Below are 26,857 nucleotides of genomic sequence, written 5' to 3'. Positions count from 1 at the left end.
GTCCGGGCAAATGACAAAGTTGCCCAACAAGACCGTTTATAGTTTCGCAGGCCGACCAACTCCAGACGCTAATCGACTTGATCGAGGAACGCATTTGCCTTGAAAAATTGGGAAGCCCTTATAGTGAAAGGTGAGCGGCTGGCCGCCCGGAACTTAAAACTTGAAGGTGTGATTTCCGGCCAGTCCGCACCAGCGCCGGGTTGGCGCTGGGACGCTCACAGATACCCAGCGCCAAGCTCTGAGCAACTACCGGTCCACAAAGGGTATAGGGATTTCCTCTACGCCATTTTCCGCCAGCTCAGCTTGATACTCCTTCACGTATTCAGGAATATCCACTTCATCCACCCTAAAATACGAGTTCGTGGTCCCGAGAGCCATGTAGCCAATCTCTAGCGCTCGCGAATCCTTGTATTCGAACTTCAAATTGTAGTTCTGCCCGCTGTCGAGTGCCAATACGGCGACCACAGGGCGTTCGCCAGACTCAGATTGCGCTAGTTCAAACACCCGCATCATAAGTTTATCGAGCAGGTTGGTATGCTGCTCGTCATCCATTAACGGCAGCAAGTTCCTGCCAACGCGATGCATGAACTCAAACGAACGATGACCAACATTTTCCGAATGGAATCTGAAATAAGCATGTTCCCATTGCACGCCGCTGGCTGCAGCGAGGTCCTGCAGGACCCGCGCTGCAACAACCGTAACTTCATCCTTATTAAGCATCAAAATTTCCTAGAATAAGTCTGGCCAATCAGAGTCTTAAAGCACGTAATAATCCTACCAAGGAAGTTGCCATTCCTGTTTGCCACCGGCTGCAAATCGATAAGGGTTCGCCCGCACTCGGCACTAGCTCACCCGCCAACGTGAACGATAACCGGCGGCTGGAGCGTGCCGCGCGCAAGCCGTCCGGTTGATTATTTGGTTGGGCAAACACTACCCCGGAAAATATCGCTTAGCATCCTCATTTCTTACATCTGCAGCCACCCGTGAAATAGAAAAATCAGGTTCGACCAAACACCAAATCACCGAATTCGGAACCCGCAACGAAGGTGGCACGGAGTGAAGCGAAACTTCGTCAATTGGCAAATCAAACAACACGATAAAGCCTTTTGGCGGAGGCGGGGCGACCGACATAACCTTCAGGAAGCCCGGTCTTAGGAATCCAACCACTTCGAATTTGTACCACCCAGGGAATTCACTTTCAACTGCCATTTTCATGCGGCCCAACTTGGAAGTGAGCGGCTGGCGCCCGGGACTTAAAACTCGAAGTTGCGATTTCCGTCCAGTCCGCTCGAATGCTCTGTTGGCACAGCATTACGTTAGTCCCCATCAATGCATTCCTTGCAATATTTCGGAAGGTACCAAACAAACCGTTTTTCGACTTCGTACGTAGTCTTCTGTTCCTCTGCCGAGAATACAAAGGAGCGGGTGCATTTCCTGCACTGACAACGAATACCTTCGTACTCTGTTGCTTGGGCATCGTAGTGACCTGAACTACGGCGACTTGCATCCGACCATTTAGTCCGATCAATCAGAGTGCTCATGCTTAGGAAGCCAACGTACTTGAATTAACTGGCGCGCGTCAGCACGTCCGGGTTGAATGAACTGTTGGGCGAGTATCCATCCGATACTGACGACAACGCATTCACTATGAGTGCGAGTGACAGAACGAAGCAGTGGCCCGACCATCTCGAACGACACACCAACCCATCGAATATCTATTTCGGGGTTCTACAGGTCCCCACCATTCCCATTCCCAGAGTTCATCGCCGTCGCGCACAAGCCGCATCAGCTTCTCAAACTCGCGCTTTAAGGACTTGCCACGAATTGTAGTGATGTACGCAACAGGATCCAATACTTGGGTAGTTAGAAGCGCCACCAGCGATTCAAGATGCTCAGTCTCAGTCATCATGTTCGGCCCAACGTGGGAATTCACCGAATCGCGCGGTTTTCGCGCGGGTCCGGTGGAATGCATGGTTGGACATGGTTTGCATTAGAAACCACCGAGATAATAGCTGAGTAGGCCATCCGAGCTCTCAATGCCGAGAATGTCCATGATCTCCTCGATCTCCATTCCAAAATGTTCTCGACCTTCAGTATCTTCCCCCTCGACCAATTCCAGCGAATGCTGGAATTGAGTGAGGACCCAGAGCTTGCTCGGGTTTGCTCTGACGCCGGCAATGAGTTTGTCAATCAATGCATTGAGGATGTTAGAAAGTCGCTCTCGCTCCGCCTCTATGTTTTCACCAGGCAAGTATTCGAGCTTCGAGGTTTTTCGGAACGCGACAAGGTCAGCAACTACATTGTCATCGACTGTAAGTGCTTCGTCTTCTACTTCGGAGATAGGGTCGTCAGTCATTGATTAGTGGTCCAACGTGAGACGTAACCGGACGCTACAGCGCGCAGCGCTCTAGCGGTCCGGTTGACGGATTTGTTCGGCTGCATAATTTCACCTCTTGCTATAGCAAACACCTGATAGCCTTACTAGCTGATCGCTAGCGTCACAGCCCGTGACGTCGTCAAGCCAATACCAAATTTCGCTGCTACCATCCCAAGTCAATTTTTCGAGGAAGTCTTTTTGCAAGTAGCCTAGTACAAGTTGCATTAACCCTGGAGCTTCGACCAGCCGATCCAATGCTGGATATCCCGCCATCGCAAGATCATCCTGGGGCCCACCACAAATCTCGTCATCTCGCTTAGATTCCTCGACCCACGCAGCATACGCCGGCTCCAAGAATTCGATCATCTGCTTGGTGGCAATTTCGAACAAAAAAGTATGTCGTTCCATTCCATTGCGAGCAGAACTCAGGCACATGCCGGGGACAGCAAAACTAGCAAGCGGGACTGGTCTGCCATCTACGCGTAATGACAAAATCGGATTCATAGGGCCGAACGTTGACGATCAGCGGCGCCTTCAGGCGTCCGCTGGATTAGATTGTTGGGCGAATTGCGGGAAAAGGAAATCAACAGTGCCTCGGTAACAGCGACGAAAAGCTCGTCATCATAAAGTTCGGTGTTGTCGAGATAACCAGCAGCGATTCGTCGACGAGCCTCTGGCAAAGTCAATTCCCAAGCGAACTGCTGTCGAATAAACGTAGCCAGAGCATAGTTCGATACCTCGAAAATCGGCGTCGACCAATTTTGGCGACAGCGAGTAATCAGGCTCGATTCGAAGTCCGGTTCCATCCAGGGACCGGCAACATCGGCGACGCAGCGGAGTTCCATTTAGTTAGCCCAACGTGAAGTAGACGCCCTAAAAGGTGCCCTTTCTCCCGACACAAACCGGAGAATTCGAGCCCGAAGCACCGCGTCTTTCCTTAATTATCAAATAGTTATGTCAGTTTAGCACACCCCAATCCTAAAGCCCAACCCCACCACCCTCAGGCCCGCGGCGCAACATCACTCCTCTGGATAACGGACAGGAAAAACACCCGTGCCTGCCTCCGAAGTGTGGCTGCCTGCCCCTGTGGTGAAGTGGCGGGATATCGCCAAGTTTTAGTAAGGTATATAAAGGGATCGTACAGTTTCCTTCGACATAGCGGCCGTTAGAGAAATCGTCCCGGGGCAAATAGGCTCCGCCTTCGATTCCAAACCACCAAAAAAAATGCCAGCACGAATGCTGGCATTTTCACTCACTGCGTAAGCCCTACATACTTACCAAGCGGCCGTCAGCGTGTACTTGCCGCTGGTGGCGCCGGTGCCGCCCGCGTAGTAGATCACTTTGGCGTAGACCACTTCACCGGCCGCGCTGGTGCGGGTCACGGTGTCGGCCTGGCCGGTGCCCTTCACGCTGGAACCGATCTTGGTGCCGGCGCTGTTGTACAGCTCCAGGTCATAGTCGGAGGTTGCGTTCGGGGTCATCGTCACGGTCAGCGTTTTACCGGCCGGGATGGTGACTTTGTAGTAATCCACGTCGGTCGACGCGCTCATCGTGCCGTTCACCAGCGTATTGGTGGTCGTGATCACGTTGGCCGTTGCCGTCGTGTTGTTGCTTTCAGTTTCGCTGATGGTCGGGCCTGGCGGCACGACGGCCGACAGGATGTTTTGCGCTTCGAAGTTGGCCTGGAACGTGTTGGCGAACGTCAGGTCCGACGGGAACAGGGTTTTCGCCGCGTTCACGATGGCCGTTGCCATGGCCGGCATCTTGATGTTGCTGCCCAGGCCGAAGTGCGCTTCCAGGATGATCTTGTCGATGTCACCGCGGGTCTTGCCGGCGGCGATCAACGCCACCATCGAGCGGTACAGCGGCGCCGACCACAGTTCGTCGGACTGGAACGTCACGCCGTTTTCCGTTACGGACGTGTGCGCGGCGTACGACTTGCTGCTGTTGTACTTGGCGTCGTAGCGATTCAGCATGCGGCCGGCCCAGCATGCGCCGTGGCCGTCCCAGCTGAAGGCCCACTCAGGGTGGTAGATCTTGCCGTTCGGGGTGCTGTACGAATACGATGCGGCCCAGTAGTCGCCGAAACCTTCACCCATCGCGCCCGTGTCGCCACCGCTCCAGCTCGAGTTGATGTTGGCCTGGATGCCATGGCCGTATTCGTGCAGGATCACGTCCGCATCTTCGGAGTCGTTGACGCAGCCGTGGCCGAATGCCAGGTAATCGTTGGAACCGCCGCTGTAGTGCGAGTTATCGTCGCCGTTCACGCCGTCGGTATCCACGTTCAGCGGACGGTTGATAATGGACTTGGTGCCCGTGAAGCCCAGCGACTGGATGTAGCGCTGGTTGGTGTCGATGTGGTAGTAGACGTTGGTGTCGTCAAAGCCGTTGTTGCCGCGCTTGGCCGTCCACACGCCATTGGTGGTGGTCGATGGCGCGGTGTTCGGCGCTTCGATGTTCTTGATGTTGATGTACGGGCCGGACAGCGAGTACACGCCGCTGGTGACCGTCAGGTCGCGCAGGGTTTTGTTCGAATACGCGGCGTCGAAGGCGGAAGCGGCCGAGGTGTCGGTCAGCGCATCGGTGTTCAGCGCGGTGCGTGGATCCGGGTCGAAGGCATAGCCGGAACCGTTGATGCCGGACGGCGCCAGCGATGCGGTTGGCGCGGCGGCGCGCAGCGTCTGGTTGCTGCTGACGGCCTGGGTGGCAGCCTTGCGATCCAGTACCGGACCGGTGACTTTGGCGCGGTCAGCCAGCGTACGCTCGCCTTTGCGCGGCATCGACAGCGAGTACGAATCGATCACCGAACCGTCATGGGCGTTCAGGTATTGCACGAAACCACCGGTCGGCATTTGCGCCTGGATTTGCACTTTGCGGGCCAGTTGCACGCCATCCTTGGTTGGCATCCACACCAGTTCGGTCGACGGCGCGCTCACCAGCGCGTGCTGCACCTTCATGTTGTTCCAGCCTTTGTCCAGCGCCGCGTCTTCGGAGATTTGCGCCTGGTTGTACAGCTGGTTCACCGCGGCCGCGTCGACCTTGTCGGAAATGTGGCGGGTTTCATTGAAGATCTTTTGCAGCTGGCCGTTTTTGCCGATCGAAACGATGATCACGGCGCGGTCGACAGGAATGCCGCGCAGCATTTGCTGGTAGTGATAGTGGGTACCGGTCAGCGATTCCTGCACTTTGACCAGGGTCAGGTTGTTCAGCGAGTTTGGCAGGCCAAAGCGGTCGGCGTTGGCGCGCAGCACATCGTCAGCCGATTTGGCCGCCGTGTTGGTGAACAGGTGCAGGTTTTCAACCGACTGCACGCCCGCATGGGCGGCGCCGGCAAATGCCATCGTAATCAGGGATGCCAGGATGGTACGAGAAACGGGACGTGAAAATTGACGCATGCTGCAATCTCTCCTGTCTGTCAGTTCAGTGGTTTTCGTTTTGTTGGATGAATCCTCGTGGGATCGGAACCGAGTATAGGGAGCGTTTTTTCAGAAGTGGGAATCTGGGCCTTTTTAGACAAAGGGCTGGATTCTGTTCAAAATGAGACATTTGCACGCGCTGGCGGCGGCGTTATGATGAAGGTTTTTGTCCGGAGACACGCCATGCGAATCAAGTCGACAATGCTTTTGTCCAGCCTGCTGCTATCCGGCTGCGCGTGGTCGGAACAGCCGAAGCAGCAGTCCCAGCCTGAACCGCGGCCCATGAAAGCCATCGACGACGTGGAGCCCGCTGTGACAGCAGAGGTGGCTGCGGCGCTGGGCCGCATTGCAGGCGACCCGCAGGCGGAAACCGCGCCCCTGCTGCGCGCCTGTCCGTCCGCCATGCCGCTGGAATTGTTGCTGCGCACGGTGAAGGGAGAGGAGCGCACATACGTGTACCGCGCGCTGTGCCCGACAAAATTGCTGGTGACAGTGACCTATGGCAAAGCCGCCACCATCAAGCAATTGACGGTAAATAAAGAATAGAAGCGTTGTAAATTAACATCAAATGTCCGTCGACACGGACATTTGTTTGAAAAATGCATGTTGTACTTATGCCACGCGTTTGCCGAGGATGATCAAGTCCCGCTCGACGCCATCGAGGTTCGCAACACGCGGCAAATTCGCCCACGTCTCGAAGCCGAACTTGCCGAACAGCCCCAGGCTGGGCTGGTTGTGGCCGAAAATAAAGCCCAGCAAGGTATGCACCTTGATCGACGGCGCAAATTCGATGGCTTCGGCCAGCGCATAGCGGCCCACGCCTTTGCCGCGCCAGCTTTCCTCGATATAGATCGACACTTCAGCCGTACCCGCGTAGGCCGGGCGGCCATAGAAGTTCGAATACGAAATCCAGCCGACGATTTCCGGCTGCGCCGCCGTGTCGTCCGCCCTTTCGATCACCCACAGGGGCCGGCGGTCCGGCGTATGTTCATGGAACCAGGCCAGGCGCGACGCCACCGTGACCGGCTCCGTATCGGCCGTGACTTCACGCGACGCGACGGTGCTGTTGTAAATCGCCACAATGGCGGGCAAATCGTTCAGGGTGGCGGGACGGTGGCGGAATGGCATGGTGTCTTCACAAAGTGTGGGTGGCGCGCGACGAACGCAGTGCGGCGCCCAGGATTTCTTCGATGCGCAGGCGGGTGCGCTGGCCGGTTTCATCGTCGGGGAAATGCACGCCGATGCCTTGCGCCTTGTTGTTATTGGCCCCGGCCGGCGTGATCCACACGACTTTGCCGGCAATCGGGTATTTGTTCGGATCGTCCATCAGCGCCAGGATCAAATAAATCTCGTCGCCGATCTTGTAGGGCTTTTGCGTGGGAACGAACATGCCGCCGTTTTTCAGGAACGGCATGTAGGCGGCGTACAGGGCCGCCTTTTCCTTGATGGCCAGCGACAGGACGGTCGGCCGGGCTATCGGCGTTGCGTTGGGATCGGGAGGACTGGCGCTCATACGGTCTTGGTGTACTCCAGCAGCATGTCTTCGATGAACAGTTTGGGCGACAGCGGGTGGTCAGCCGTCGCGCGCCGCTCGTTGGCGCCCTTGATGGCGGCCATCAGTTTGCTGATGTGCACCTTGTCGGCCAGGGCCGCCAGTTCCTTGCGGTAGCGCGGATAGTAGCGGATGGTTCCCGACAGTTTGTATGAAAACATGTCATAAAGCCAGCGCTGCTGCCACGAAACAAGATTCGCCAGCGGCACCTTTTGCAGTTTGTCGGCGCAGCGCAGCGCTGCTTCCACGCCGGGGCTGGCCAACAGTTGTAAAAACACATCCATTTCCTCGCGCGACCCGGTTTCCGCCTGGGCCTGGGCCGCCAGCGGCGCGCCGCCCTGCTCGCGCAGCCAGCTTTCCGCATCGGGCACGCCCTGCTCTTTCAGCCAGGCCAGCGCTTCATTGAACGGCGGCAGCGGCAACGCGAACTTGCGGCAGCGCGACAGGATGGTGGGCAGCAGGCGGTCCAGGCTGTTCGACGACACCAGGAACACGGTGCCCGGCGGCGGTTCTTCCAGGGTCTTCAGCAAGGCATTCGACGCCGGCATGTTCAGGTTTTCCGCCGGATACAGCACCACCACACGCAAGCCCTGGCGGTGGGTGGATATGTTCATGAAGTCGGACAGCGCGCGGATCTGCTCGATCTTGATGTCTTTCGACGGCGTCTTGCTCTTGGCAGCTTTCTTGCCTTCTTCACCGCCCTCTTCGCCGTCGCCCGCCGGTTCATCTTCCAGCGCTTCCGGCCGCACGCGGCGGTAGTCCGGGTGGTTTTGCTGGTCGAACCAGCCGCACGACACGCAGGCGCCGCACGCGTGGCCGCCCGGCCCGGCGCTTTCGCACAGCAGCGATTTGGCGAAGTGTTCGATGAATTGCGCCTTGCCGATGCCGGCCGCGCCATGGAACAGGATTGCGTGCGGCATGCGCGCGCGCATCAGTTGCAGCTGGTCCCAGGCCGCCTGCTGCCACGGGAAGATGGCGGCGCTCATGCGGACAGGCTTTCCACGATGGCTTGCAATTGTTCCCGGATTTCGGGAATCGAACGGGACGAATCGATCACGCGGAAGCGCTGCGGGAATTGCGCGGCGCGGCGCAAGTATTCATTGCGGGTGGCGTTGAAGAAATCCGCCTGTTCCTGTTCGAATTTATCCAGGTCGCGGGTGGCATCCAGGCGCGCCCGGGCTACCTCCAACGGCACGTCGAACAGGAACGTCAGGTCCGGCTGCAAGTCCGGGTGCACCCACTGTTCCAGCGCTTCCAGCTTGGCGCGGTCCAGGCCGCGTCCGCCGCCCTGGTAGGCAAAGCTGGCGTCCGTAAAGCGGTCGGAAATCACCCAGGCGCCGCGCGCCAGCGCCGGCGCGATCACTTGCGCCACGTGTTCGCGGCGGCTGGCGAACATCAGCAGCGCTTCGGTTTCCAGGTGCATGGGCTCGTGCAGCACCAGTTCGCGCAGCTTTTCACCCAGCGGCGTGCCGCCCGGCTCGCGCGAGCTGACCAGGTCGATCCCGCGCGCGCGCAGGCAATCGGAGACGAACTGGATGTGCGTGGATTTGCCGGCGCCGTCGATGCCTTCGAAAGTGATGAATTTACCGCGTTGAAAAGTCATAGTTACTGCCGTTGATACTGGTTGACCGCCCGGTTATGGTCGGTGAGATTGTCTGAAAACTGGCTGGTGCCATTGCCGCGCGCGACGAAATACAATGCGCCGGTCTTGGCAGGGGCCATGGCCGCCACCAGCGATTGCATGCCCGGCAACGAAATCGGCGTCGGCGGCAAGCCGGCCCGCGTGTACGTATTGTAGGGCGTGTCGGTTTCCAGGTCTTTCTTGCGGATCTTGCCGTCGTACTTGTTGCCCATGCCATAAATCACGGTGGGGTCCGTTTGCAGCAGCATGCCGATCTTCAACCGGTTGACGAACACGCCCGCAATCATGTTGCGCTCGGATTTCTGGCCCGTTTCCTTTTCCACGATGGACGCCATGGTCAGCGCTTCATACGGATTTTTATAGGGCAACGTCGTATCGCGCTTGTCCCACGCTTCCTGCAATTTCGCCAGCAGCATCGCATGGGCCTGCCGGAAAATCGCCAGTTCGCTGGAACCCTTGGCAAATAAATACGTGTCAGGGAAAAACAAGCCTTCCGGTTTCCGGTAATCGGGCGATACCAGGGCCATCAGTTCCGCGTCGGACATGTTGGCCGTATCGTGTTTCAAGCCTTTGTGCGCGGCCATCGCCTGGCGCATCTGGCGGAAGGTCCAGCCTTCGATAATGGTCAGCTGCTCTTGCGCGAATTCGCCCCGCACCAGCTGGTCGATCAGGCGCAGCGGCGTGGTATTCGGCTTGAGTTCATACGAGCCGGCTTTGAGCCTGGCGGATTTTTCCGTCAGGCGCGCCAGCAGGTTGAACAGCAAGGGCTGGATCGGGACGCCCGCTTCCTGCATTTGCTGGCCTGCCGCACGCGCGGCGCTGCCGGGCGCGATGGTGAATTCGATCGGGGGGTCTTCCGTCGTGATCGGCTGGTTGGCCCACCACGCAAAACCGCCGCCCAGCGCCACGGCTGTTACCATCCCCAAAACGATCGTTTTTTTTATGAATGCCATTTTAAAAACTGTTACGACGCGCGCCACGAACCGCCTTCCGCGTGCAAGCCACGCCTGATAGCCATTCTACGGCTGGAGTCACAGTTTTTGGCTGCGTCCAACGCGAATTCCGCGACATCACTATAATGAGGCCGTAATGATAATGCCACTAGGCCATTTTCAGTAAGCGATACCCACATAAGAACACGAAAACCGGCAATTTAATGTCAATATCTATGAGTGACTGGAAACAAACCTTGATGCCATCCGATGCGCCTTACCCGGCGCTGACACCCGTTGAACTGTCGGTGGGCTTCGTTGCCTGCGTGACTGACCAGGGTTTGATCGCCGTACAGGGCGACGATGCGGCCAGTTTCCTGCACAGCCAGCTGACCAACGATGTCGAACACCTGGGCGCGGACGACGTGCGCCTGGCCGGCTACTGCACGCCGAAAGGCCGTCTGCAAGCCACCTTTACCATGTGGCGCGGCACCGCCGACGACCCGAACGGCGTCATGCTGCAACTGGCGCGCGAAATCCAGCCCGCGCTGCAAAAACGCCTGTCCATGTTCGTATTGCGCGCCAAGGCCAAACTGGCCGACGCCACCGATGCGCCGTCCAGCGCCGTCGTGCTGGGCCTGGGCGGCGGCATGGCCGAAGCCGTGCTGCAAACCTGGTTCGACGTGCTGCCGCAGCAAGCGTACACCAAAGTCTCGCACCCGCTGGGCACGCTGCTGCGCCTGGGCGATGCGTTCGGGGCGCCGCGCTACCTGTGGCTGACGTCCCATGACACCGCCAACACCGTGGCGCCCGTGCTGGCCGACCGCCTGAACGTGGGCGGCAACGATGCCTGGCGCCTGGCGGCGATCCACGCGGGCGTGCCGCAAGTAACGGCCGCCACGCAGGAACAGTTCGTGCCGCAAATGATCAACCTGGAATTGCTGGGCGGCGTGAATTTCAAGAAGGGTTGCTATCCGGGCCAGGAAATCGTTGCCCGCAGCCAGTACCTGGGCAAATTGAAGCGCCGCACGGCGCTGGCCCGCATTGCCGATCCGGGCCTGTCCGCCGGAGCCGAAGTGTTTGCCGTCAGCGATCCCTCGCAGCCGTGCGGCATGGTGGTCAATGCGGCCGCCAATGGCGAAGGCGGCGTCGATGCGCTGGTGGAAATGAAGCTGGAAGCGCTGGAACAGGGCGTAGTCCGTGCCCGCAGCGCCGACGGCGTGCCGCTGGCCTTCCTGCCCATGCCTTACGTGCTGGACAAGCTGGACGTCTGATTCCCCGGCGGATGATGGACCTGTATATCTATTACAAAGTGCGGGATGCGGACCAAACCGCCCTGCACCGCGCGGTGGCAGCCATGCAGGCGGAGCTGGTCTCCGCCCATGGCGTGGCGCCGCAACTGAAACGCCGGCCGCACTCTTCGGGCGACGGCATATGGACATGGATGGAAGTCTATCCCGCTGTCCGCGACGGCTTCGACGCCGTGCTGGCCGATGCAGTGCAAGCGCATGGACTATCCGCGCTGACCGCAGGCCCCCGTCACACTGAATTCTTTACGGATATCTGATCCATGTGCCTGATCGTTTTCGCATGGCAGGTCGTGCCAGGCGTGCCGCTGATCGCGGCCGCCAACCGCGACGAATTTTATGCGCGTGAAGCCGCGCCGGCGGGCCCGTGGCCCGATCACCCGCGGATCTTCGCGGGCCGCGATTTGAAAGCGGGCGGCAGCTGGATGGGGGTGACGCAGGGCGAAGGATCACCATCCCGGTTCGCCGCCATCACCAATATCCGCGCGCCGCAAGACCACAAGGATGACGCGCCGTCGCGCGGCCATCTGGTGGCCGACTTCCTGGCCGGGGACATGTCGCCGCAAGCCTACGTCGACCGTATCCGCGACGGCGCCGCCGCGTACAACGGGTTCAACCTGGTGGTCGGCGACCGCGACAGCCTGGTATGGTATTCCAACAAGGGCGAATCGGACCCGCGCAACGGCGAGCCGCTGGCGCCCGGTATCTACGGCTTGTCGAATGCGCTGCTGGATTCACCGTGGCCGAAAGTATTGAAGACCAAGGCGCAATTTGCCAGCCTGCTGTGCCTGGGCGCGCCGGACGATGCCTACTTCGAGATGCTGTCCGATACCACCCGCGCACCGGACATGCGCTTGCCGGAAACCGGCGTGCCGCTGGAAGTGGAGCGCATGCTGTCGGCGGTGCGGATCGAATCGGCCGCGTATGGCACGCGCTCGTCGACCGTCGTTAAACTGTACACGGACACGCCTGCCGTGCTGCATGAGATGCAGATCCAGTAGGGCGGGTTTTACAAACCCGCCATGGGTGCAGCCCGGCGGCGCACGCAGGCGGCTTTGTAAAAGCCGCCCTACGGAGTCGATGCCGCAGCATCAAAACCGGAACGTCATCTCGACGTGCGGGATGCCGGCTTCGTAAAATTCTTCGCCCTGCATGACGAAGCCGTGGCGCAGGTAAAACGGCGCCGCGTGCGTTTGCGCGCTCAGCACCACTTGCGCGTCGCCGCGCGCTTTGGCCTGCGCCATCAAGCCCTGCAATATCAGGCCGCCGATACCGGAACCCCGCTGCGCCTTGCGCACCGCCATGCGGCCGATATGGCCGTCCGGCAGCAGGCGTCCGGTGGCGACGGGCGTGCCTTGCGCGTCGTACGCGACCGCATGCAGGCACACCGCATCCTTGTCATCCATTTCCAGTTCGGCGGGGACATTCTGTTCCTGGACAAAGACTTCCAGGCGGATGGTTTGGGCGTCGGCCCGCAGCGCGGACCAGTCGCCATAGCGTATGGCAGGTTTATTCATCCGCCTATTTTGCCATGCCGTGCGGCGCAGGAACATCCCCGCGCCGCCGCTGCTTCAAGTCCTGCTTCAAGTCCTGCTTCAATCCTTCTTCAGCATCCCCCGCAGCATCTCGCGGATGTGCGGCGTGGCGGCATGGGGATCGGTGGGATTGCGCGGCGTCGTCATGTCTTCCATGCGCACACGTAGGCCCGCCAGCGCATCCGGGTGCGAATAAATGTAGAACTGGCCGGCTTCGATGGCGTTGAACGTCATCTCCGCCACCTGGCGCGCGGTGACCTTGCCGGAGCTGACCGCGCGGTCCGTCATCGCCTGCGACGCCAGCTGACTGGCCGTCGGTTTGGCCATCTTGACGTCGTCCGGACGGTTGCGGTGCGACTGGTTGATACCGGTCGGCACGAAGAACGGGCACAGCACGGAGGCGCCGATCGGCGCATCGACCAGTTTCAGGTCGTGGTACAGCGTTTCCGACAGCGACACCACGGCGTGCTTGGACACGTTGTATACGCCCATCACCGTTGGATTGACGACGCCGGCCATCGACGACGTGTTGACGATGTGGCCTTCGAAGGCCGGATCGGCTTTCGCGCATTCCAGCATCAATTGCGTGAAGATGCGCACGCCATGGATCACGCCCCACACGTTCACGCCCAGCACCCATTCCCAATCCGCTTCCGTGTTTTCCCAGATCAGTCCGCCGGAACCCACGCCCGCATTGTTGAACACCAGGTGCACGGCGCCGAATTCCTTCATCGTGGCGTCGGCCAGCGCCTGCACCTGCTCGCTCTTGCGCACGTCGCACAGCATGCCGATGACGGCCGCGCCCTGCTCCTTCAGTTCACGCACGGTGGCGTCCAGCGCATCCTGCTGCACGTCGGCCAGCACCAGTTTCATGCCCAGTTCATTGGCGCGGATCGCAAATTCCTTGCCCAGTCCCGCCGCGCCGCCCGTGATGACGGCAACTCTATTTTTGAAGTTTTTCATATCATTTTCACCAGTTGTTTGCCGAAATTTTTACCCTTGAGCAGGCCAATCAACGCGTCCGGCGCTTGCGCCAGGCCGTCCGCCACGGATTCGCGGAATTGCAGCTTGCCGGTGGCCACCAGGCCGCCCAGTTCCGCCAGGCCTTGCGGCCACATGTCCAGGTGTTCCGTGACGATGAAGCCGCGCAGGCTGACGCGGTTGGTCAGCAGCATGCGCGCATTGCGCAGCGGGATGTCTTCGCCGTTGTAGCCGGCGATCATGCCGCACAGCGCGACGCGGGCGAATGCATTGGTGCGCCCCAGCGCCGCGTCGAACACGGCGCCGCCCACGTTTTCAAAAATCGCGTCGACACCGTCCGGCGTGGCCGCCGCCAGGTCGCCCTCCAGGTTGCCCGCCTTGTAATCGATACAGGCGTCGAAGCCCAGCGTGTTGACGACGTAATCGCATTTCTCGCCGCCGCCGGCGATACCGACTGCGCGGCAACCCTTCAGTTTTGCCAGCTGGCCGACGACGGAACCGACGGCGCCGCTGGCGCTGGACACGACCACGGTTTCACCGGGCTTGGCCTGCAGGATCTGGTTAAAGCCATACCACGCCGTCATGCCGGGCATGCCGACCGCGCCCAGGTAGGCCGACAGTGGAATGACCTTGGCGTCGACCTTGCGCAGCAGCGCGCCGTCGGACACGCCGATTTCCGACCAGCCGAACATGCCGGCCACGCAGTCGCCCACGGCGAATTTCGGATTGTTCGACGCGATCACTTCGCCCACCGTGCCGCCGATCATGGTTTCATTCAGCGGCTGCGGCGCGGCATAGCTTTTCGCTTCGCTCATGCGGCCCCGCATGTAGGGGTCGAGCGACAGATAATGGTTGCGGACCAGGACCTGGCCGTCCCCGATGGCGGGTACTTCCAGCGTTTCGAGGCGGAAGTTTTCCGGCACCACCTCCCCACGGGGGCGGGAAGCCAGTACGATGCGTTGATAGGTATTCATATGTCAGTTAAATCAGATGGCCGACACGCCGCCGTCGACGGCCAGCGTCTGGCCGGTGATGTGCTTGCCGGCGTCGGACGCCAGCAGCACGACAGGGCCCTTCAAGTCTTCATCGTCGCCCAGGCGGCGCAGCGGCGCTTCGCCCGCCATTTTTTCCTCGCCCAGCGACGCGATCAGGCCCGCGCTCATCTTCGACGGGAAGAAGCCCGGCGCCAGCGCGTTGACGGTAATGCCGTGGATGCCCCATTCGCCGGCCAGCGTGCGGGTGAAATTGATGACGGCCGCTTTCGACGTGTTGTACGCGATGGTCAGCATGCCCGGCGGGTTGCCGGCCAGGCCCGCGATCGATGCGATATTGATGATGCGGCCCGATTTGCGGGGGATCATCGAGCGTTTGCCCACCGCCTGCGACACCAGGAAGATGCTGCGCACGTTCAGGTTCATCACCTTGTCCCACGCTTCGACAGGATAATCTTCCGCCGGCGCGCCCCACGTGGCGCCCGCATTGTTGACGAGGATGTCGATGTGGCCGCCCAGTTTTTCCAATGCCGCATCCACCAGCGGTCCGACCGCCGATTCCTTTTGCAAGTCGGCGGCAATCGCGTACGCCGTCACGCCGTGTTTCGCCAGCTCGGCCACGGCTTCATCGAGGTCGGCCTGCTTGCGCGACGTGAGCACGACTTTCGCGCCCTGCTCGCCCAGCGCCAGCGCCATTTGCAGCCCCAGGCCGCGCGAACCGCCTGTCACCAGCGCGGTTTTGCCGGTCAGGTCGAACAATTGCTGAGTGGTGCGTGTCATCTTCAAACTCTCCTTGGGTGTGTTTTATATTTCATCGTCCGTGCACGGTCTTTCCTGCCGGTTCAAAACCACGCATCTTGCATGTCCAGCGTTGTCGTGTCGAGGCTTTCCAGCAGATCGAACTGGGCCGCCGTTTTCGGCAATTCCCACTGGTAGAAGTAGCGGCATGCCTGCAGCTTGCCCTTATAAAAGGCTTCATCCTCCGGGTTCGCGCCCGCGTCGAGTCCCGCCTTGGCGGCAATCGCCTGCTGCAGCCAGACCCACGCCACCACCACGTGGCCGACCGCTTCCAGGTACACGCTGGCATTGGCCAGCGTCTTGTTCATGTCGCCCGCGCCGTACAGCGTTGCCGTGGCTTGCTCCGTGCGGCGCAGCGCCGCGTCCAGATCCCGGCCATAGTTGGCAATACCGGCATTGACCACGCGCGACGACTGGTCGATGGTCTTGCGCACTTCCGCGGCGAACGCTTTCAGCAACGCGCCGTCCTGCATCGATGCCTTGCGGCCCAGCAAATCCAGCCCGTGGATGCCGTGCGTGCCTTCGTGGATCGCATTGAGGCGGTTGTCGCGGTAAAACTGTTCGACCGGATATTCGCGCGTATAGCCGTAACCGCCATGCACCTGAATGGCCAGGCTGTTGGCTTCCACGCACCACTGCGACGGCCACGACTTCGTGATCGGCGTCAGGAATTCCAGCAGGCGGGTGGCCAGCGCACGCTGTTCCGGGTCCGGCGCCGTGCGCTCGTCGTCCACCAGTTTCGCGCTGTACAGGACCAGTCCCAGCGCGCCTTCCGCGTAGGCTTTCTGCGCCAGCAGCATGCGCCGCACGTCCGTATGCTCGATGATCGCCAACTGTGGCTGAACCGGGTCCTTGTTGGCCGGGTGGCGTCCCTGCGGGCGGTTGCGCGCATAGTCGAGCGCATGCAGGTAGCCCGTATAGCCCAGCACGGCGGCGCCGGCGCCCACGCCAATGCGCGCTTCATTCATCATGTGGAACATGTTGGCCAGGCCATGGTGCGGCTTGCCCACCAGGTAACCGATGGCGCCGGCCTTGCCCTGCGGCGTAAACACGCCTTCGCCGAAGTTCAGCAGGCAGTTGGTGGTGCCGCGGTTGCCCATCTTGTGGTTCAGGCCCGCCAGCACCACGTCGTTGCGTTCGCCCAGGCTACCGTCATCGTTGACCAGGTGTTTCGGCACGATGAACAGCGAGATGCCTTTCACGCCGGGGATCAGCTTGCCGTCCGGTCCGGGAATCTTGGCCAGCACCAGGTGCACGATATTGCCGGCCAATTCGTGTTCGCCGGCGGAAATCCACATCTTGTTGCCGGTCAGGCGGTATTGGCGGTCGCCCTCAGGGCCGTCGGCCGGGTCGGGTTCCGCGCGGGTCGTGATATCGGACAGGCTGGAGCCGGCTTGCGGTTCCGACAGGCACATGGTGCCGAAATAACGGCCTTCCAGCATCGGCTGCACGAAGCGGCGCACCTGGTCCGGCGTGCCCGTCTTCAGCAGCGTATTCGCATTGCCGATGGTGAGGAACATGTACGACGTGGTCGACACATTGGCGGCCGTGAAATACGCGGCCAATAACTTTTCAACAGTGACGGGCAGTTGCATGCCGCCCAGTTCATAATCCTGTCCCGCCGCCAGCAATCCGGCGCCGATGTAGGCGTCCAGCGCGGTTTTCACGTCGGGGATCATTTGCACTTCCAGGCATTTGTCACCGGGAATAGCACGCGGCTCATCAGCATCGGACAGGCGGTTATGCGGTGCGAATAAATCCGTGGCGATTTTTTCCGCCGTGTCCAGCGCGGCGGTGAAGGTTTCGCGGCTGTGGTCCGCAAAGCGGGGGCGCTCTGTCAGCGCTTCCATGTCCAGCCATTCGTACAACAGGAAATCGAGGTCGCGGCGCGACAGCAGCTTCGATTGCATCTTAAGTCTCCTGGAGATGGTGAGCGGGCGCCTTCTGTGGGCGCCCTGCAAGGAATGCGTGCTTAAACGACTTCGAACAAACCGGCCGCGCCCTGACCGCCGCCGATGCACATCGTGACCACCACGTACTTGACGCCACGGCGCTTACCTTCGATCAGCGCATGGCCTGTCAGGCGCGCGCCCGACACGCCATAAGGATGGCCGACGGCGATCGCGCCGCCGTTCACGTTCAGGCGGTCCATCGGGATGCCCAGCTTGTCGGCGCAGTACAGCACTTGCACGGCGAACGCTTCATTCAATTCCCACAGGCCGATGTCTTCGACTTTCAGGCCCGCTTTTTTCAGCAGTTTCGGAATTGCGAACACGGGGCCGATGCCCATTTCATCCGGTTCGCAGCCCGCCACCGCGAAGCCGCGGAAAATGCCCAGCGGCTGCAAGCCTTTTTGTTCCGCGACTTTGGCATTCATGACGATGGCCAGCGATGCGCCATCGGAAAACTGGCTGGCGTTGCCGGCCGAAACCACGCCGCCCGGAACGGCGGTGCGGATTTTCGACACCGCTTCCAGGGTGGTGTCGGCGCGGATGCCTTCGTCGGCGGAAATCGTCACTTCGCGGGATACCAGCTGGCCGGACGCTTTATCGGCCACGCCCATCACGGTCGTCATCGGCACGATTTCCGCATTGAACAGGCCGGCCGCCTGGGCGCTGGCCGCGCGCAACTGGCTTTGCACGCCGTATTCATCCTGGCGCTCCTTGCTGATGCCGTAACGGCGCGCGACGTTTTCCGCCGTCTGCAGCATTGGCCAGTAAATTTCCGGCTTGTTTTGCGTCAGCCACACTTCCTGGAACATATGCAGGTTCATTTCCTGCTGTACGCACGAAATCGACTCCACGCCGCCCGCCGCGTAAATATCGCCTTCGCCGGCAATGATGCGTTGCGCCGCCGTGGCAATGGTTTGCAGACCGGACGAGCAGAAACGGTTGATCGTCATGCCGCCCGTGGTCACAGGGCAGCCGGCGCGCAGCGCGATCTGGCGCGCGATGTTGCCGCCGGTGGCGCCTTCCGGATTGGCGCAGCCGATCAGGACATCTTCCACCTCGCCCGCTTCGATATTGGCGCGGGTGATGGCTGCGGCCAGTGCATGGCCGCCCATGGTGGCGCCATGGGTCATGTTAAATGCGCCTTTCCACGATTTGGCCAGGCCGGTACGGGCGGTCGATACGATCACGGCTTCAGTCATTGCAGTCTCCGGTTATTGAATTGCGATGTATTCAGAATAGCACAAATAAGCACGAGCGTTCGCAAAATTTTTTACCACAGTTCCATGATATGCCTGTTGGCAATTTGTAAGCGTTATGTAAGTTTGGAGCAAGCATTGTGTAAGGTTCGACGAACACACTGGCCGATAAGCTGATGATTTAACAGCGACCTAAAAAATTACGATATAGGAGATAAATCATGGCAATTGCATCCGGCACCGCTGATGCGCGGAACGTGGGGGGCGGCAAAGCCACCCCGATGACCCCCGAAGAGAAGAAGGTGATTTTTGCCTCGTCGCTGGGCACCGTCTTCGAGTGGTACGACTTTTACTTGTATGGTTCACTGGCGTCGATCATCGCCAAGCAATTCTTTGCCGGCACCGACCCGACGTCGGGTTTCATCTTTGCACTGCTGGCATTCGCGGCGGGCTTTATCGTGCGTCCGTTCGGCGCGCTGGTGTTTGGCCGGCTGGGCGACATGATCGGCCGCAAGTACACCTTCCTCGTCACCATCATGCTGATGGGCCTGTCCACCTTCATCGTCGGCCTGCTGCCAGGTTATGCGGCCATCGGTATCGCGGCGCCGATCATCCTGGTGCTGCTGCGTATCCTGCAGGGCCTGGCGCTGGGCGGTGAATACGGCGGCGCCGCCACCTATGTGGCGGAACATGCGCCAGAAGGCAAACGCGGCCTGTTCACGGCATGGATCCAGACCACGGCCACGCTGGGTTTCTTCCTGTCGCTGATGGTGATCCTGGGTACCCGCCTGCTGGTGGAAGAAGAAGCCTTCAACGAATGGGGCTGGCGTATTCCTTTCCTGGTGTCGGTGCTGCTGCTGGGTATCTCGGTGTGGATCCGGCTGTCGATGAATGAATCGCCGGCTTTCGCCAAGATGAAAGCGGAAGGCAAAACGTCGAAAGCACCGCTGTCGGAAGCATTCGGCCAGTGGAAAAACATGAAGATCGTGGTTTTGGCGTTGATCGGCCTGACGATGGGCCAGGCCGTGGTGTGGTACACGGGCCAGTTCTACGCGCTGTTCTTCATGCTGCAAACGCTGAAAATCGAGCTGAAGACCGCGAACATCCTGATCGCCATGGCACTGCTGCTGGCCACGCCATTCTTCATCTTCTTCGGCAGCCTGTCGGACCGCGTCGGCCGCAAGTGGATCATCCTGGGCGGTTGCCTGATTGCCGCGCTGACCTACTTCCCGCTGTTCAAGGGCCTGACCCACTACGGCAACCCTGCGCTGGAAGCCGCGCTGAAAAACTCGCCAGTGGTGGTGGTGGCTGACCCCGCATCGTGCCACTTCCAGTTCAACCCGACCGGCGAAAAGAAATTCCCGTCGTCGTGCGACATCGCGACGTCGTCGCTGTCGCAAAGCTCGGTGAACTACAGCCGCCAGGATGCGCCGGCCGGCTCTGTTGCGAAGATCATGGTGGGTGACAAGGAAGTACAGTCGCTGAACGCAACCATGACCCCGGACGGCCTGAACTTCGACGCCGACAGCAAGAAGAAAGTCGCCGACTTCAAGAAGGAACTGGGCGGTGTGATCAAGTCCGCCGGCTATCCGGCCAAGGCTGATCCGGACGCCATCAACAAGCCGATGATGGTGCTGCTGCTGTTCGTGCTGGTGCTGTATGTGACGATGGTGTACGGCCCGATTGCCGCCATGCTGGTGGAAATGTTCCCGACCCGCATCCGCTACACGTCGATGTCGCTGCCCTACCACCTCGGCAATGGCTGGTTCGGCGGCCTGCTGCCCACCACGGCCTTTGCACTGGTGGCCTTCAAGGGCGACATTTACTACGGCCTGTGGTATCCGATCGTGATCGCCCTGGCCACCTTGGTGATCGGCGCCCTGTTCGTGAAAGAAACCATCCACAACGACATCTACGCCGCGGACTGATTTGATGTGTTCCCTGTGCGGTGCGGGACCCCTCCCCGCACCGCCATGTCTTTGCCGCCTTCGGGCGGCTTTTTTATTTACGCCTGACCCGACGTGTGGTGACGGAAGGCTTCGTGGATGCAGGCGCGCAGTTCGTCGTCGTTCCAGGGTTTGGGGAAGAAGCGGTAGATGGCGCCGCGGTTGATGGCGTCAAGCACGGGCTCAAGGTCGGCGTAGGACGACAGGATGATGCGCACGGTGGCCGGATACAGGTCCTTGATTCGCTGCATGAAGGCGACACCGGTGATGTCCGGCATGTGCTGGTCGGCCAGGATCACTTGCACCGGGTTGTTGGCCAACAGCTTGAGCGCGTCGGTGGAATTGGTGGCGGCCAGGATCTTGTAGCCGTCCTGGCGCAGCGCGCGGTTCAGCGCGCGCACGATGGCCGGCTCGTCGTCCAGCAGCACGATGGTGCGCTGCGGGTCGCCGTGGTCGGCCAGCGCCAGGCGGCGGCCGGACTGCAGCAGCGCGGCCAGCGCGTCGGCCGGCACCGCACGGCTGAACAGGAAGCCTTGCATGGCTTCGCAGTGGCGCCGCCGCAGGTAATTCATCTGCTCTTCCGTCTCCACCCCTTTGGCGATCACTGCGAAGTGCAGGCTGTGCGCCAGTGAAATGATGCCGTTGCACGCCGCCGCGTCATCGGGCGCCGTCACGATGCCCCGCACGAACGTCTCGTCGATCTTCACATGGTCCACTGGCAGCCGGCGCAGCTGGTTCAGCGACGAATACCCCGTGCCGAAATCGTCCAGCGCGATGCGCACGCCCAGTTCGTGCAGCGCGCGCAGCGTGGCCACCGACTCTTCGGTGTCGCGCATCAACGCGCTTTCCGTGATTTCCAGCTCCAGCGCCTTTTCCGGGACCTGGTGCCGCTGCAACGCCGAGCGTATGGTTTCCACCAGGCCGTGATGGTGGAACTGGCGCGGTCCCAGGTTCAGCGCCACCGGCGGCAGTTGCAGGCCGGCGGCACGCCACGCCTGCAACTGCGCACAGACCGCGTCGATCGCCCACGCGCCGAACGCCGGCGCCAGCCCGGCCTCGTCGGCCACCCCCAGGAATTCGCCCGGCGCCAGCAGCCCGCGCGCCGGATGGCGCCACCGCAGCAGCGCCTCCACCCCGGTCACCGCGCCCGTCACCAGGCTGCATTGCGGCTGGTAGTGCAACTCCAGCTCAGCGCGTCCAAGCACCCCGTGCAACTCCGCTTCCATCGCCTGGCGTGCGGCCATGCGGGCATTGGTTTCCTTCGCATAGAAACGCCACGCATTGCCGCCCTGCCGCTTGGCTTCCTGCATTGCCAGCGCGGCATGGCGCAGCAGGGCATCGGCGTCGCCGCCATCGTCGGGATGGATGGCGATACCGACCGATACGTGTGCCGCCAGCTCCGTCCCGGGCTCCGCATCCCGCAGTGACGCGACAAAGCGCGACGCGGCCGCCGCCGCATTGCCGGAACCGGCGATGCCCGGCAACACCGCGATGAATTCATCGGGGCCGGCACGCGCCAGCAGCGCGTGGTGGCCGCACGCCTGCTGCAGCCGCTGCGCCACGTGCATCAACAGCCGGTCGCCCGCATCGCGCCCCAGCGCCTGGTTCACTTCGCGGAAGCGGTCAATGTTGACGTGGATCGCCGCCACCTTGCGGTGCCCGTCGAGCGCCTTCGCCGCATGCGGCGCAAGGTGGCGCTGCAGGGTGGACACAGTGGCCAGCCCCGTCAGGCCGTCGTAGTTGGTATGGTGCGCCAGTTCGTCTTCGACCTGCTCGCGCAGCGCATGGTCGCGCCGGCTGGCGATGCCGAACGCCAGGTCGTCTGCCAGGTCTTGCAGCAGCTTGATTTCCTCGTCGGTAAATCCCTTGGCGTCCGCCGCGTACAGCCCCAGCACGCCGATCGGCCCCTCGCCGTCCAGCAGCGGCAACGCGATGCACGCGTCGATCCCGTGCGGCGGCGCCATCGACTTCCAGGACGTGAAGACCAGGTCGCCGTGCATGCTCTTGCAGACCAGCATGCGGCGCTGCTGGATCGCCGTGCCGAAGCCGCCGTGCCGGTGTACGTCGGCGCCCCAGCTCAGTTGCAGGGCATCGACGTATGCCCGGTCGGTGCCGGCATGCGACACCGGTTCGATGGTGCGGCCGTCGTCGTCGCGCGCATAGCCGACCCAGGCGATACGGTAGCCGCCCAGTTCCACCAGGTGATGGCAAATCGCGTCCGTCAGTGCCGCTTCACCCGGCGCCTTGACCAGCGAGCGGCTGCACGCCGACAACAGCGCCCACGAACGTTCCACCCCTTCCAGCCGCTTGACGTGTTCGACTTCGCGCTCGGCCGCCGCCAGCGTTTCCTCGGCGATGCCGTTCATCTTGCGCACCAGCACGTCGAACTCGCTGGCGCTGTCCGCCGGCGCGTGCATGCGGCGCGCCCGCGCGCCGGGACGCGCATGGGCGCCGCCATGACGGAAATTGCCGGCCGCGATATCGCCGGCAAACGCGATACATTCGCGCAAGGTGCCATCGATGCCGCGCGTGATGGCGCGCGCCAGCACGATGCCGCCGGCGGCCGCCAGCGCGGGCGCCAGCAGCAGGACGACGAGCGTGATGTTGCCGGCGGTGTCGGCACTGCGCCGGGCATGGGCGGAAGCGCGCGCCGCGGCCAGCGCCACCCGGTCCAGCAACGGCGCAAGCGGGGCCGCGCCGGCCTTGACGGATTCGTGGTCATACGTGGCCAGGCTGACCGCCTGGGCGGCCGCGCGCACGGCCGCGTCATCACTGAGCGCCGCCGCGTCGCGCATCTGCGCGCGCAATCCCGCCAATGCGGCGCGCCGCTCCTCCGGCACGCCGCCCGCCGCGCGTAACAGCGGCGCGCTCTGGCTGACCAGTTCCGCCACGCGCGCATGGTCGGTGGCGGCCGTCTCCCACAACGAAACCGTCACCACGTGCAGCACCAGCGCCAGCGCGGCGGCGGCGCCCATCGGCAGCGCCACCGCGGCAACGGCCGCGCGCAGCCGCGCAGCCAGACTCAGCCGTGCCAGCCGGGCATGGAAGTCAGCAACGGGGGCCATGGCCGGCGCCTCCCGCAAATTCGGTGTTCATGGGCCGCTCCCTTACGCAAAGCATGCACGGAAATACGCCCCCATCTTACGCCGATTTTTGTTTCCAACCTACAACAAGAAACGCACCCCATCCTGTTGCGCAACGCCCGGCGCCGCCCCCGTTTCATCCTTCAAATCCACCCCGGACAGGCGGCGCCGCCGCGCCTCCGACAACAGGTAGTGCAGCTTGTAGGCCGCCTCGCCATAGGCCAGTCCTTCCGGCCGCACGTTGGAAATGCAGTTGCGCGCCGCATCGGTCCGGCCCACCCGGGGCGACCACGTCAAATACAGGCCCATGCTGTCGGGCGAACTGAGGCCGGGGCGTTCGCCGATCAGCACCACCACGGCCTGCGCGCCCAGCAGTTCACCGACTTCATCGCCGACCGCGACCCGGCCCTGGCTGACGAGCACAATCGGCGCCAGCCGCCAGTCGTCCGGCGCCAGCCGCTGATACAGCGCTTGCAGGAATGGCAGCGCGTGGCGCTCGATGGCCAGCGCCGACAAGCCGTCGGCCACCACCAGCGCGAGGTCGAACGGGCGTGCCGGCGGCGCCCGGCCCTCCAGCTCAGCGCGCGATTGCGCACTGAGCCTGCGCCCCAGGTCCGGCCGCTGCAAATACGTGCCCCGGTCGGGCGCGGCGCTGTGCAGACACAGTACCTCGATGCCGGCCTCCTGCCCCGGCGCACCTGCCGGCGCCGCCGGCGCACGCCATCCACTTGCCAGGGCGAGCGCCAGCGCCTGCGTATCGAGCGGCAGGTGCACGGCGTCGCGCGCCTGCGCATGGGCCAGCTGGAAATCCAGTTGCGGCGCCGTCGGCAGGCTGACACCGGCGCGGCCCAGCGCGATGCGCGCAGCCGTGAACTGGCGCAGCGCCTGCCAGGGATTGGGTGTGACGGACTTGCTCACGTTTCAGTCTCCATGTCTCTTCCGCTCAGGCCAGCCTTAGCAGGGCGCCCTGGAACGGCGCCGGCACCGCCTGGCCCAGCGTGATGTAGTCGTCGGCGGTAAAGATCTGCATTTCCTTCAGCCACGCCTCGAATTCCGGCGCCGGTTTCAAGCCCAGCGCGCGGCGCGCATACAGCGCATCGTGGAACGACGTGGTCTGGTAATTGAGCATGATGTCGTCCGACCCCGGTATGCCCATGACAAAGGTGCAGCCCGCCGTGGCCAACAAGGTCAGCAGCACGTCCATGTCGTTCTGGTCGGCTTCCGCATGGTTGGTATAGCAGACGTCGCAACCCATCGGCAATCCCAGCAGCTTGGCGCAGAAATGGTCTTCCAGTCCGGCGCGGATGATCTGCTTGCCGTCGTACAGGTATTCGGGGCCGATGAATCCCACCACCGTGTTGACCAGCAGCGGCGATAAACGGCGCGCCACCGCGTAGGCGCGCGCTTCGCACGTTTGCTGGTCCATGCCGTGGTGGCCGTTGGCCGACAACGCGCTGCCCTGCCCCGTCTCAAAATACATGACGTTGTTGCCCACCGTGCCCCGTCCCAGCGACAGCGCGGCCTGCTGGGCCTCGGCCAGCAGCGACAAGGTCACGCCGAAGTTGGCGTTGGCCGCCTCGGTGCCGGCGATCGACTGGAACACCAGGTCGACCGGTGCGCCCCGTTCAATCGCGGCGATGGTATTGGTCACGTGGGTCAGCACGCACGACTGGGTGGGAATGCCGTAGCGGGCAATGACTTCGTCGAGCATGCTGACGATGCGGATCACTTGCGGCACGTTGTCGGTGGCGGGGTTGATGCCGATGACGGCGTCGCCGCTGCCGTACAACAGGCCATCGAGCACGCTGGCGGCAATGCCGGACGCGTCATCGGTCGGGTGGTTCGGCTGCAGCCGTGTCGACAGGCGGTCCTTCAGCCCGATCGTGTTGCGGAAGCCCGTCACCACGCGGCATTTCTTGGCCACCAGGATCAGGTCCTGGATGCGCATGATCTTGGACACGGCAGCCGCCATTTCTGGCGTGATGCCCGGCGCCGCGCACGCCAGCGCCGCTTCATTGGCCGCGTCGCTGAGCAGCCAGTTGCGGAAGTCGCCCACCGTCAAATGCCGCAGCGGCGCGAACGCGCTGGCGTCGTGGCTGTCGATGATCAGCCGCGTCACCTCGTCGGTTTCATAAGGCACCAGCACGTCGTTCAGGAAAGTCGACAGCGGCAAGGCCGCCAGCGTCATTTGCGCGGCCACACGCTCTTCCGCGCTGGCGGCTGCCACACCGGCCAGGTAATCGCCGGAGCGCGCCGGCGTGGCTTTCGCCATCAAGTCTTTCAAGTCGCGGAAGCCGTAGCTGCGGCTTCCCACCCGGTGCGTGAACTGGTGCATTGCCGGCCTCCCGTTCAGAAATTGCGCGTCAGCGTCAGCTGCACGCGCTTGCCTACCACCCGCTTGCCGCTGCCGTCCCCATTGAAGAAGACCCACAGTGGCAACGTCCCATCGTACACCGTGCCATTGTTATAGATGGCCGCGCCCGACAGCGCCCAGTTGCCCCAGGTTTTCGTCACGCCGGCCTTCACGTCCGTGAAACTGAACATGCCGAGGCGGCGCACGTCCTGGCGGCCGATGTGCAGGTTGGCGGCCAGCCCCGGCGCCAGTTCCGGGTTCCAGTTGGCTTCCACGTAGGTGGTGCCGCGCGTATCGTGGACCTTGCCATTGTACGGATCGACCGCATAGCCGAACCAGTGGCTGCTGACCGTTACCCAGCCATAGACATTTAACGCGCCGTGGTTCCAGCCCAATTTTACATCGGCCGTGTGGTATTTGACGGTCTTGGCGCCGGCCTTGTATTGCGCGCCCGGATACCAGTAGGTGACGATGCCGGCGTCGATATTGCTTTGCTCGTCGAGCGCATGGCGGTAGCCGCCGTACAGGTCGATTTCCGCGCCGTTGCCATTGTTGTAGGCCGCATGCGAGACGCCGGAACCGAACACGCCGGCGTAGGCGCCGCTGCCGTGGGTAAAGTCCAGTGTGGCCTGCGCTGTCGGCTTGCCCTGGGTTTGCGACACGCCGCGGAACACATAATCGGACAGCAGGCTCACGTTGCCGCTTTCAGTCCAGGCCGGTGCAGCGTCGGCGTAGGCAGCCGGGGCGCTCAGTGCGCCGGCGGCCAGCATCAGGGTGACGAGGTATTTCATGGGG

Annotated in this window: 26 protein-coding genes; 5 read left to right on the top strand and 21 right to left on the bottom strand. The window is 62.0% G+C overall.

The genetic code is table 11. From position 1 onward, the window contains the following. Positions 1-246 precede the first annotated feature (246 nt). The 6 genes from GJ700_RS31635 to GJ700_RS31615 all read right to left on the bottom strand — a co-directional run bounded on the left by GJ700_RS31635 (position 247) and on the right by GJ700_RS31615 (position 5,772). The gene (locus GJ700_RS31635) at positions 247-720 is read right to left on the bottom strand and encodes a hypothetical protein (RefSeq protein ID WP_154381599.1); all 474 of its coding nucleotides are present in this window, start codon (positions 718-720) and stop codon (positions 247-249) included. A gap of 596 nt (positions 721-1,316) precedes the next feature. Next, entirely contained in the window at positions 1,317-1,541 is a 225-nt protein-coding gene (locus GJ700_RS36360; RefSeq protein WP_371868223.1) for a zinc-ribbon domain containing protein, read from the bottom strand. Between the two features lie 449 nt (positions 1,542-1,990). Beyond that, positions 1,991-2,356 carry a DUF4844 domain-containing protein gene (locus tag GJ700_RS31630; protein WP_154381597.1) on the bottom strand — a complete coding sequence of 122 codons (366 nt, stop codon included), beginning with the start codon at positions 2,354-2,356 and terminating at the stop codon, positions 1,991-1,993. 90 nt (positions 2,357-2,446) lie between these two features. After that, positions 2,447-2,785: a hypothetical protein gene (locus tag GJ700_RS31625; protein ID WP_154381596.1), complete on the bottom strand. Its 339-nt coding sequence runs from the start codon at positions 2,783-2,785 to the stop codon at positions 2,447-2,449. Positions 2,786-2,877: 92 nt separating this feature from the next. Further along, on the bottom strand, positions 2,878-3,222 hold the full coding sequence (locus GJ700_RS31620) for a hypothetical protein (protein ID WP_154381594.1): 345 nt from the start codon (positions 3,220-3,222) through the stop codon (positions 2,878-2,880). 429 nt (positions 3,223-3,651) lie between these two features. Then, on the bottom strand, positions 3,652-5,772 hold the full coding sequence (locus GJ700_RS31615) for a hypothetical protein (protein ID WP_154381592.1): 2,121 nt from the start codon (positions 5,770-5,772) through the stop codon (positions 3,652-3,654). A 204-nt stretch (positions 5,773-5,976) separates the two neighbouring features. Here GJ700_RS31615 and GJ700_RS31610 point away from each other — a divergent pair, with 204 nt between their 5' ends. Then, positions 5,977-6,339 (top strand): hypothetical protein, encoded by a 363-nt coding sequence (locus tag GJ700_RS31610; protein WP_154381590.1) that lies wholly within the window; start codon positions 5,977-5,979, stop codon positions 6,337-6,339. A 66-nt stretch (positions 6,340-6,405) separates the two neighbouring features. Here the strand turns inward: GJ700_RS31610 and GJ700_RS31605 are convergent, their stop codons facing one another. From GJ700_RS31605 to mltG, 5 genes are read right to left on the bottom strand one after another with little or no spacing between them, the layout of a single operon-like run. Further along, positions 6,406-6,921, bottom strand: a complete 516-nt coding sequence (locus tag GJ700_RS31605) for a GNAT family N-acetyltransferase (protein ID WP_154381588.1) — start codon at positions 6,919-6,921, stop codon at positions 6,406-6,408. A 7-nt stretch (positions 6,922-6,928) separates the two neighbouring features. Beyond that, positions 6,929-7,306, bottom strand: a complete 378-nt coding sequence (locus GJ700_RS31600; protein ID WP_154381586.1) for a PilZ domain-containing protein — start codon at positions 7,304-7,306, stop codon at positions 6,929-6,931. Further along, positions 7,303-8,331 carry a DNA polymerase III subunit delta' gene (locus GJ700_RS31595; RefSeq protein ID WP_154381584.1) on the bottom strand — a complete coding sequence of 343 codons (1,029 nt, stop codon included), beginning with the start codon at positions 8,329-8,331 and terminating at the stop codon, positions 7,303-7,305. Before GJ700_RS31595 ends, GJ700_RS31600 begins: the two co-directional genes overlap by 4 nt. Then, positions 8,328-8,948, bottom strand: a complete 621-nt coding sequence (gene tmk, locus GJ700_RS31590) for a dTMP kinase (RefSeq protein ID WP_154381582.1) — start codon at positions 8,946-8,948, stop codon at positions 8,328-8,330. The genes GJ700_RS31595 and tmk overlap by 4 nt, the downstream gene beginning before the upstream one ends. A 2-nt stretch (positions 8,949-8,950) precedes the next feature. After that, positions 8,951-9,940, bottom strand: a complete 990-nt coding sequence (gene mltG / locus GJ700_RS31585) for an endolytic transglycosylase MltG (RefSeq protein WP_154381580.1) — start codon at positions 9,938-9,940, stop codon at positions 8,951-8,953. Between the two features lie 239 nt (positions 9,941-10,179). On the opposite strand from mltG, the gene ygfZ reads away from it, so the two are divergent. The 3 genes from ygfZ to GJ700_RS31570 are packed head-to-tail and all read left to right on the top strand — an operon-like array spanning position 10,180 to position 12,227. Next, positions 10,180-11,193: a CAF17-like 4Fe-4S cluster assembly/insertion protein YgfZ gene (gene ygfZ, locus GJ700_RS31580; RefSeq protein ID WP_229507362.1), complete on the top strand. Its 1,014-nt coding sequence runs from the start codon at positions 10,180-10,182 to the stop codon at positions 11,191-11,193. A gap of 11 nt (positions 11,194-11,204) precedes the next feature. Next, positions 11,205-11,486 carry a DUF4936 family protein gene (locus GJ700_RS31575; protein ID WP_308700729.1) on the top strand — a complete coding sequence of 94 codons (282 nt, stop codon included), beginning with the start codon at positions 11,205-11,207 and terminating at the stop codon, positions 11,484-11,486. A gap of 3 nt (positions 11,487-11,489) precedes the next feature. Continuing rightward, positions 11,490-12,227: an NRDE family protein gene (locus GJ700_RS31570; protein ID WP_154381576.1), complete on the top strand. Its 738-nt coding sequence runs from the start codon at positions 11,490-11,492 to the stop codon at positions 12,225-12,227. 90 nt (positions 12,228-12,317) lie between these two features. Here the strand turns inward: GJ700_RS31570 and GJ700_RS31565 are convergent, their stop codons facing one another. From GJ700_RS31565 to GJ700_RS31540, 6 genes are all read right to left on the bottom strand, one after another. Next, entirely contained in the window at positions 12,318-12,743 is a 426-nt protein-coding gene (locus tag GJ700_RS31565; protein WP_154381574.1) for a GNAT family N-acetyltransferase, read from the bottom strand. A 78-nt stretch (positions 12,744-12,821) separates the two neighbouring features. Continuing rightward, positions 12,822-13,724, bottom strand: a complete 903-nt coding sequence (locus GJ700_RS31560) for an SDR family oxidoreductase (protein ID WP_154381572.1) — start codon at positions 13,722-13,724, stop codon at positions 12,822-12,824. Continuing rightward, on the bottom strand, positions 13,721-14,716 hold the full coding sequence (locus GJ700_RS31555; RefSeq protein ID WP_154381570.1) for an NADP-dependent oxidoreductase: 996 nt from the start codon (positions 14,714-14,716) through the stop codon (positions 13,721-13,723). The genes GJ700_RS31560 and GJ700_RS31555 overlap by 4 nt, the downstream gene beginning before the upstream one ends. A gap of 12 nt (positions 14,717-14,728) precedes the next feature. Continuing rightward, the gene (locus tag GJ700_RS31550; protein WP_154381568.1) at positions 14,729-15,514 is read right to left on the bottom strand and encodes an SDR family oxidoreductase; all 786 of its coding nucleotides are present in this window, start codon (positions 15,512-15,514) and stop codon (positions 14,729-14,731) included. 62 nt (positions 15,515-15,576) lie between these two features. Continuing rightward, a complete protein-coding gene (locus GJ700_RS31545; protein ID WP_154381566.1) occupies positions 15,577-17,442 on the bottom strand; it encodes an acyl-CoA dehydrogenase in 1,866 nt (621 codons plus the stop codon). A gap of 62 nt (positions 17,443-17,504) precedes the next feature. Further along, entirely contained in the window at positions 17,505-18,683 is a 1,179-nt protein-coding gene (locus GJ700_RS31540) for an acetyl-CoA C-acyltransferase (RefSeq protein ID WP_154381564.1), read from the bottom strand. 218 nt (positions 18,684-18,901) lie between these two features. Here GJ700_RS31540 and GJ700_RS31535 point away from each other — a divergent pair, with 218 nt between their 5' ends. After that, on the top strand, positions 18,902-20,608 hold the full coding sequence (locus GJ700_RS31535) for an MFS transporter (protein ID WP_154381562.1): 1,707 nt from the start codon (positions 18,902-18,904) through the stop codon (positions 20,606-20,608). Between the two features lie 77 nt (positions 20,609-20,685). Here the strand turns inward: GJ700_RS31535 and GJ700_RS31530 are convergent, their stop codons facing one another. The 4 genes from GJ700_RS31530 to GJ700_RS31515 form a co-directional block, all read right to left on the bottom strand. Next, on the bottom strand, positions 20,686-23,691 hold the full coding sequence (locus tag GJ700_RS31530; protein WP_154381560.1) for an EAL domain-containing protein: 3,006 nt from the start codon (positions 23,689-23,691) through the stop codon (positions 20,686-20,688). 99 nt (positions 23,692-23,790) lie between these two features. Beyond that, on the bottom strand, positions 23,791-24,627 hold the full coding sequence (gene eutC, locus GJ700_RS31525) for an ethanolamine ammonia-lyase subunit EutC (protein WP_371868222.1): 837 nt from the start codon (positions 24,625-24,627) through the stop codon (positions 23,791-23,793). 25 nt (positions 24,628-24,652) lie between these two features. Then, the gene (locus GJ700_RS31520) at positions 24,653-26,044 is read right to left on the bottom strand and encodes an ethanolamine ammonia-lyase subunit EutB (RefSeq protein WP_154381558.1); all 1,392 of its coding nucleotides are present in this window, start codon (positions 26,042-26,044) and stop codon (positions 24,653-24,655) included. Positions 26,045-26,058: 14 nt separating this feature from the next. Next, positions 26,059-26,853 (bottom strand): TorF family putative porin, encoded by a 795-nt coding sequence (locus GJ700_RS31515; RefSeq protein WP_154381556.1) that lies wholly within the window; start codon positions 26,851-26,853, stop codon positions 26,059-26,061. Between the last annotated feature and the right edge of the window lie 4 nt (positions 26,854-26,857).

This window comes from Pseudoduganella rivuli, from assembly GCF_009674485.1.
GTDB classification, from domain to species: domain Bacteria; phylum Pseudomonadota; class Gammaproteobacteria; order Burkholderiales; family Burkholderiaceae_D; genus Rugamonas; species Rugamonas rivuli_B.
This window is presented reverse-complemented; position numbering and strand designations above follow the sequence as displayed.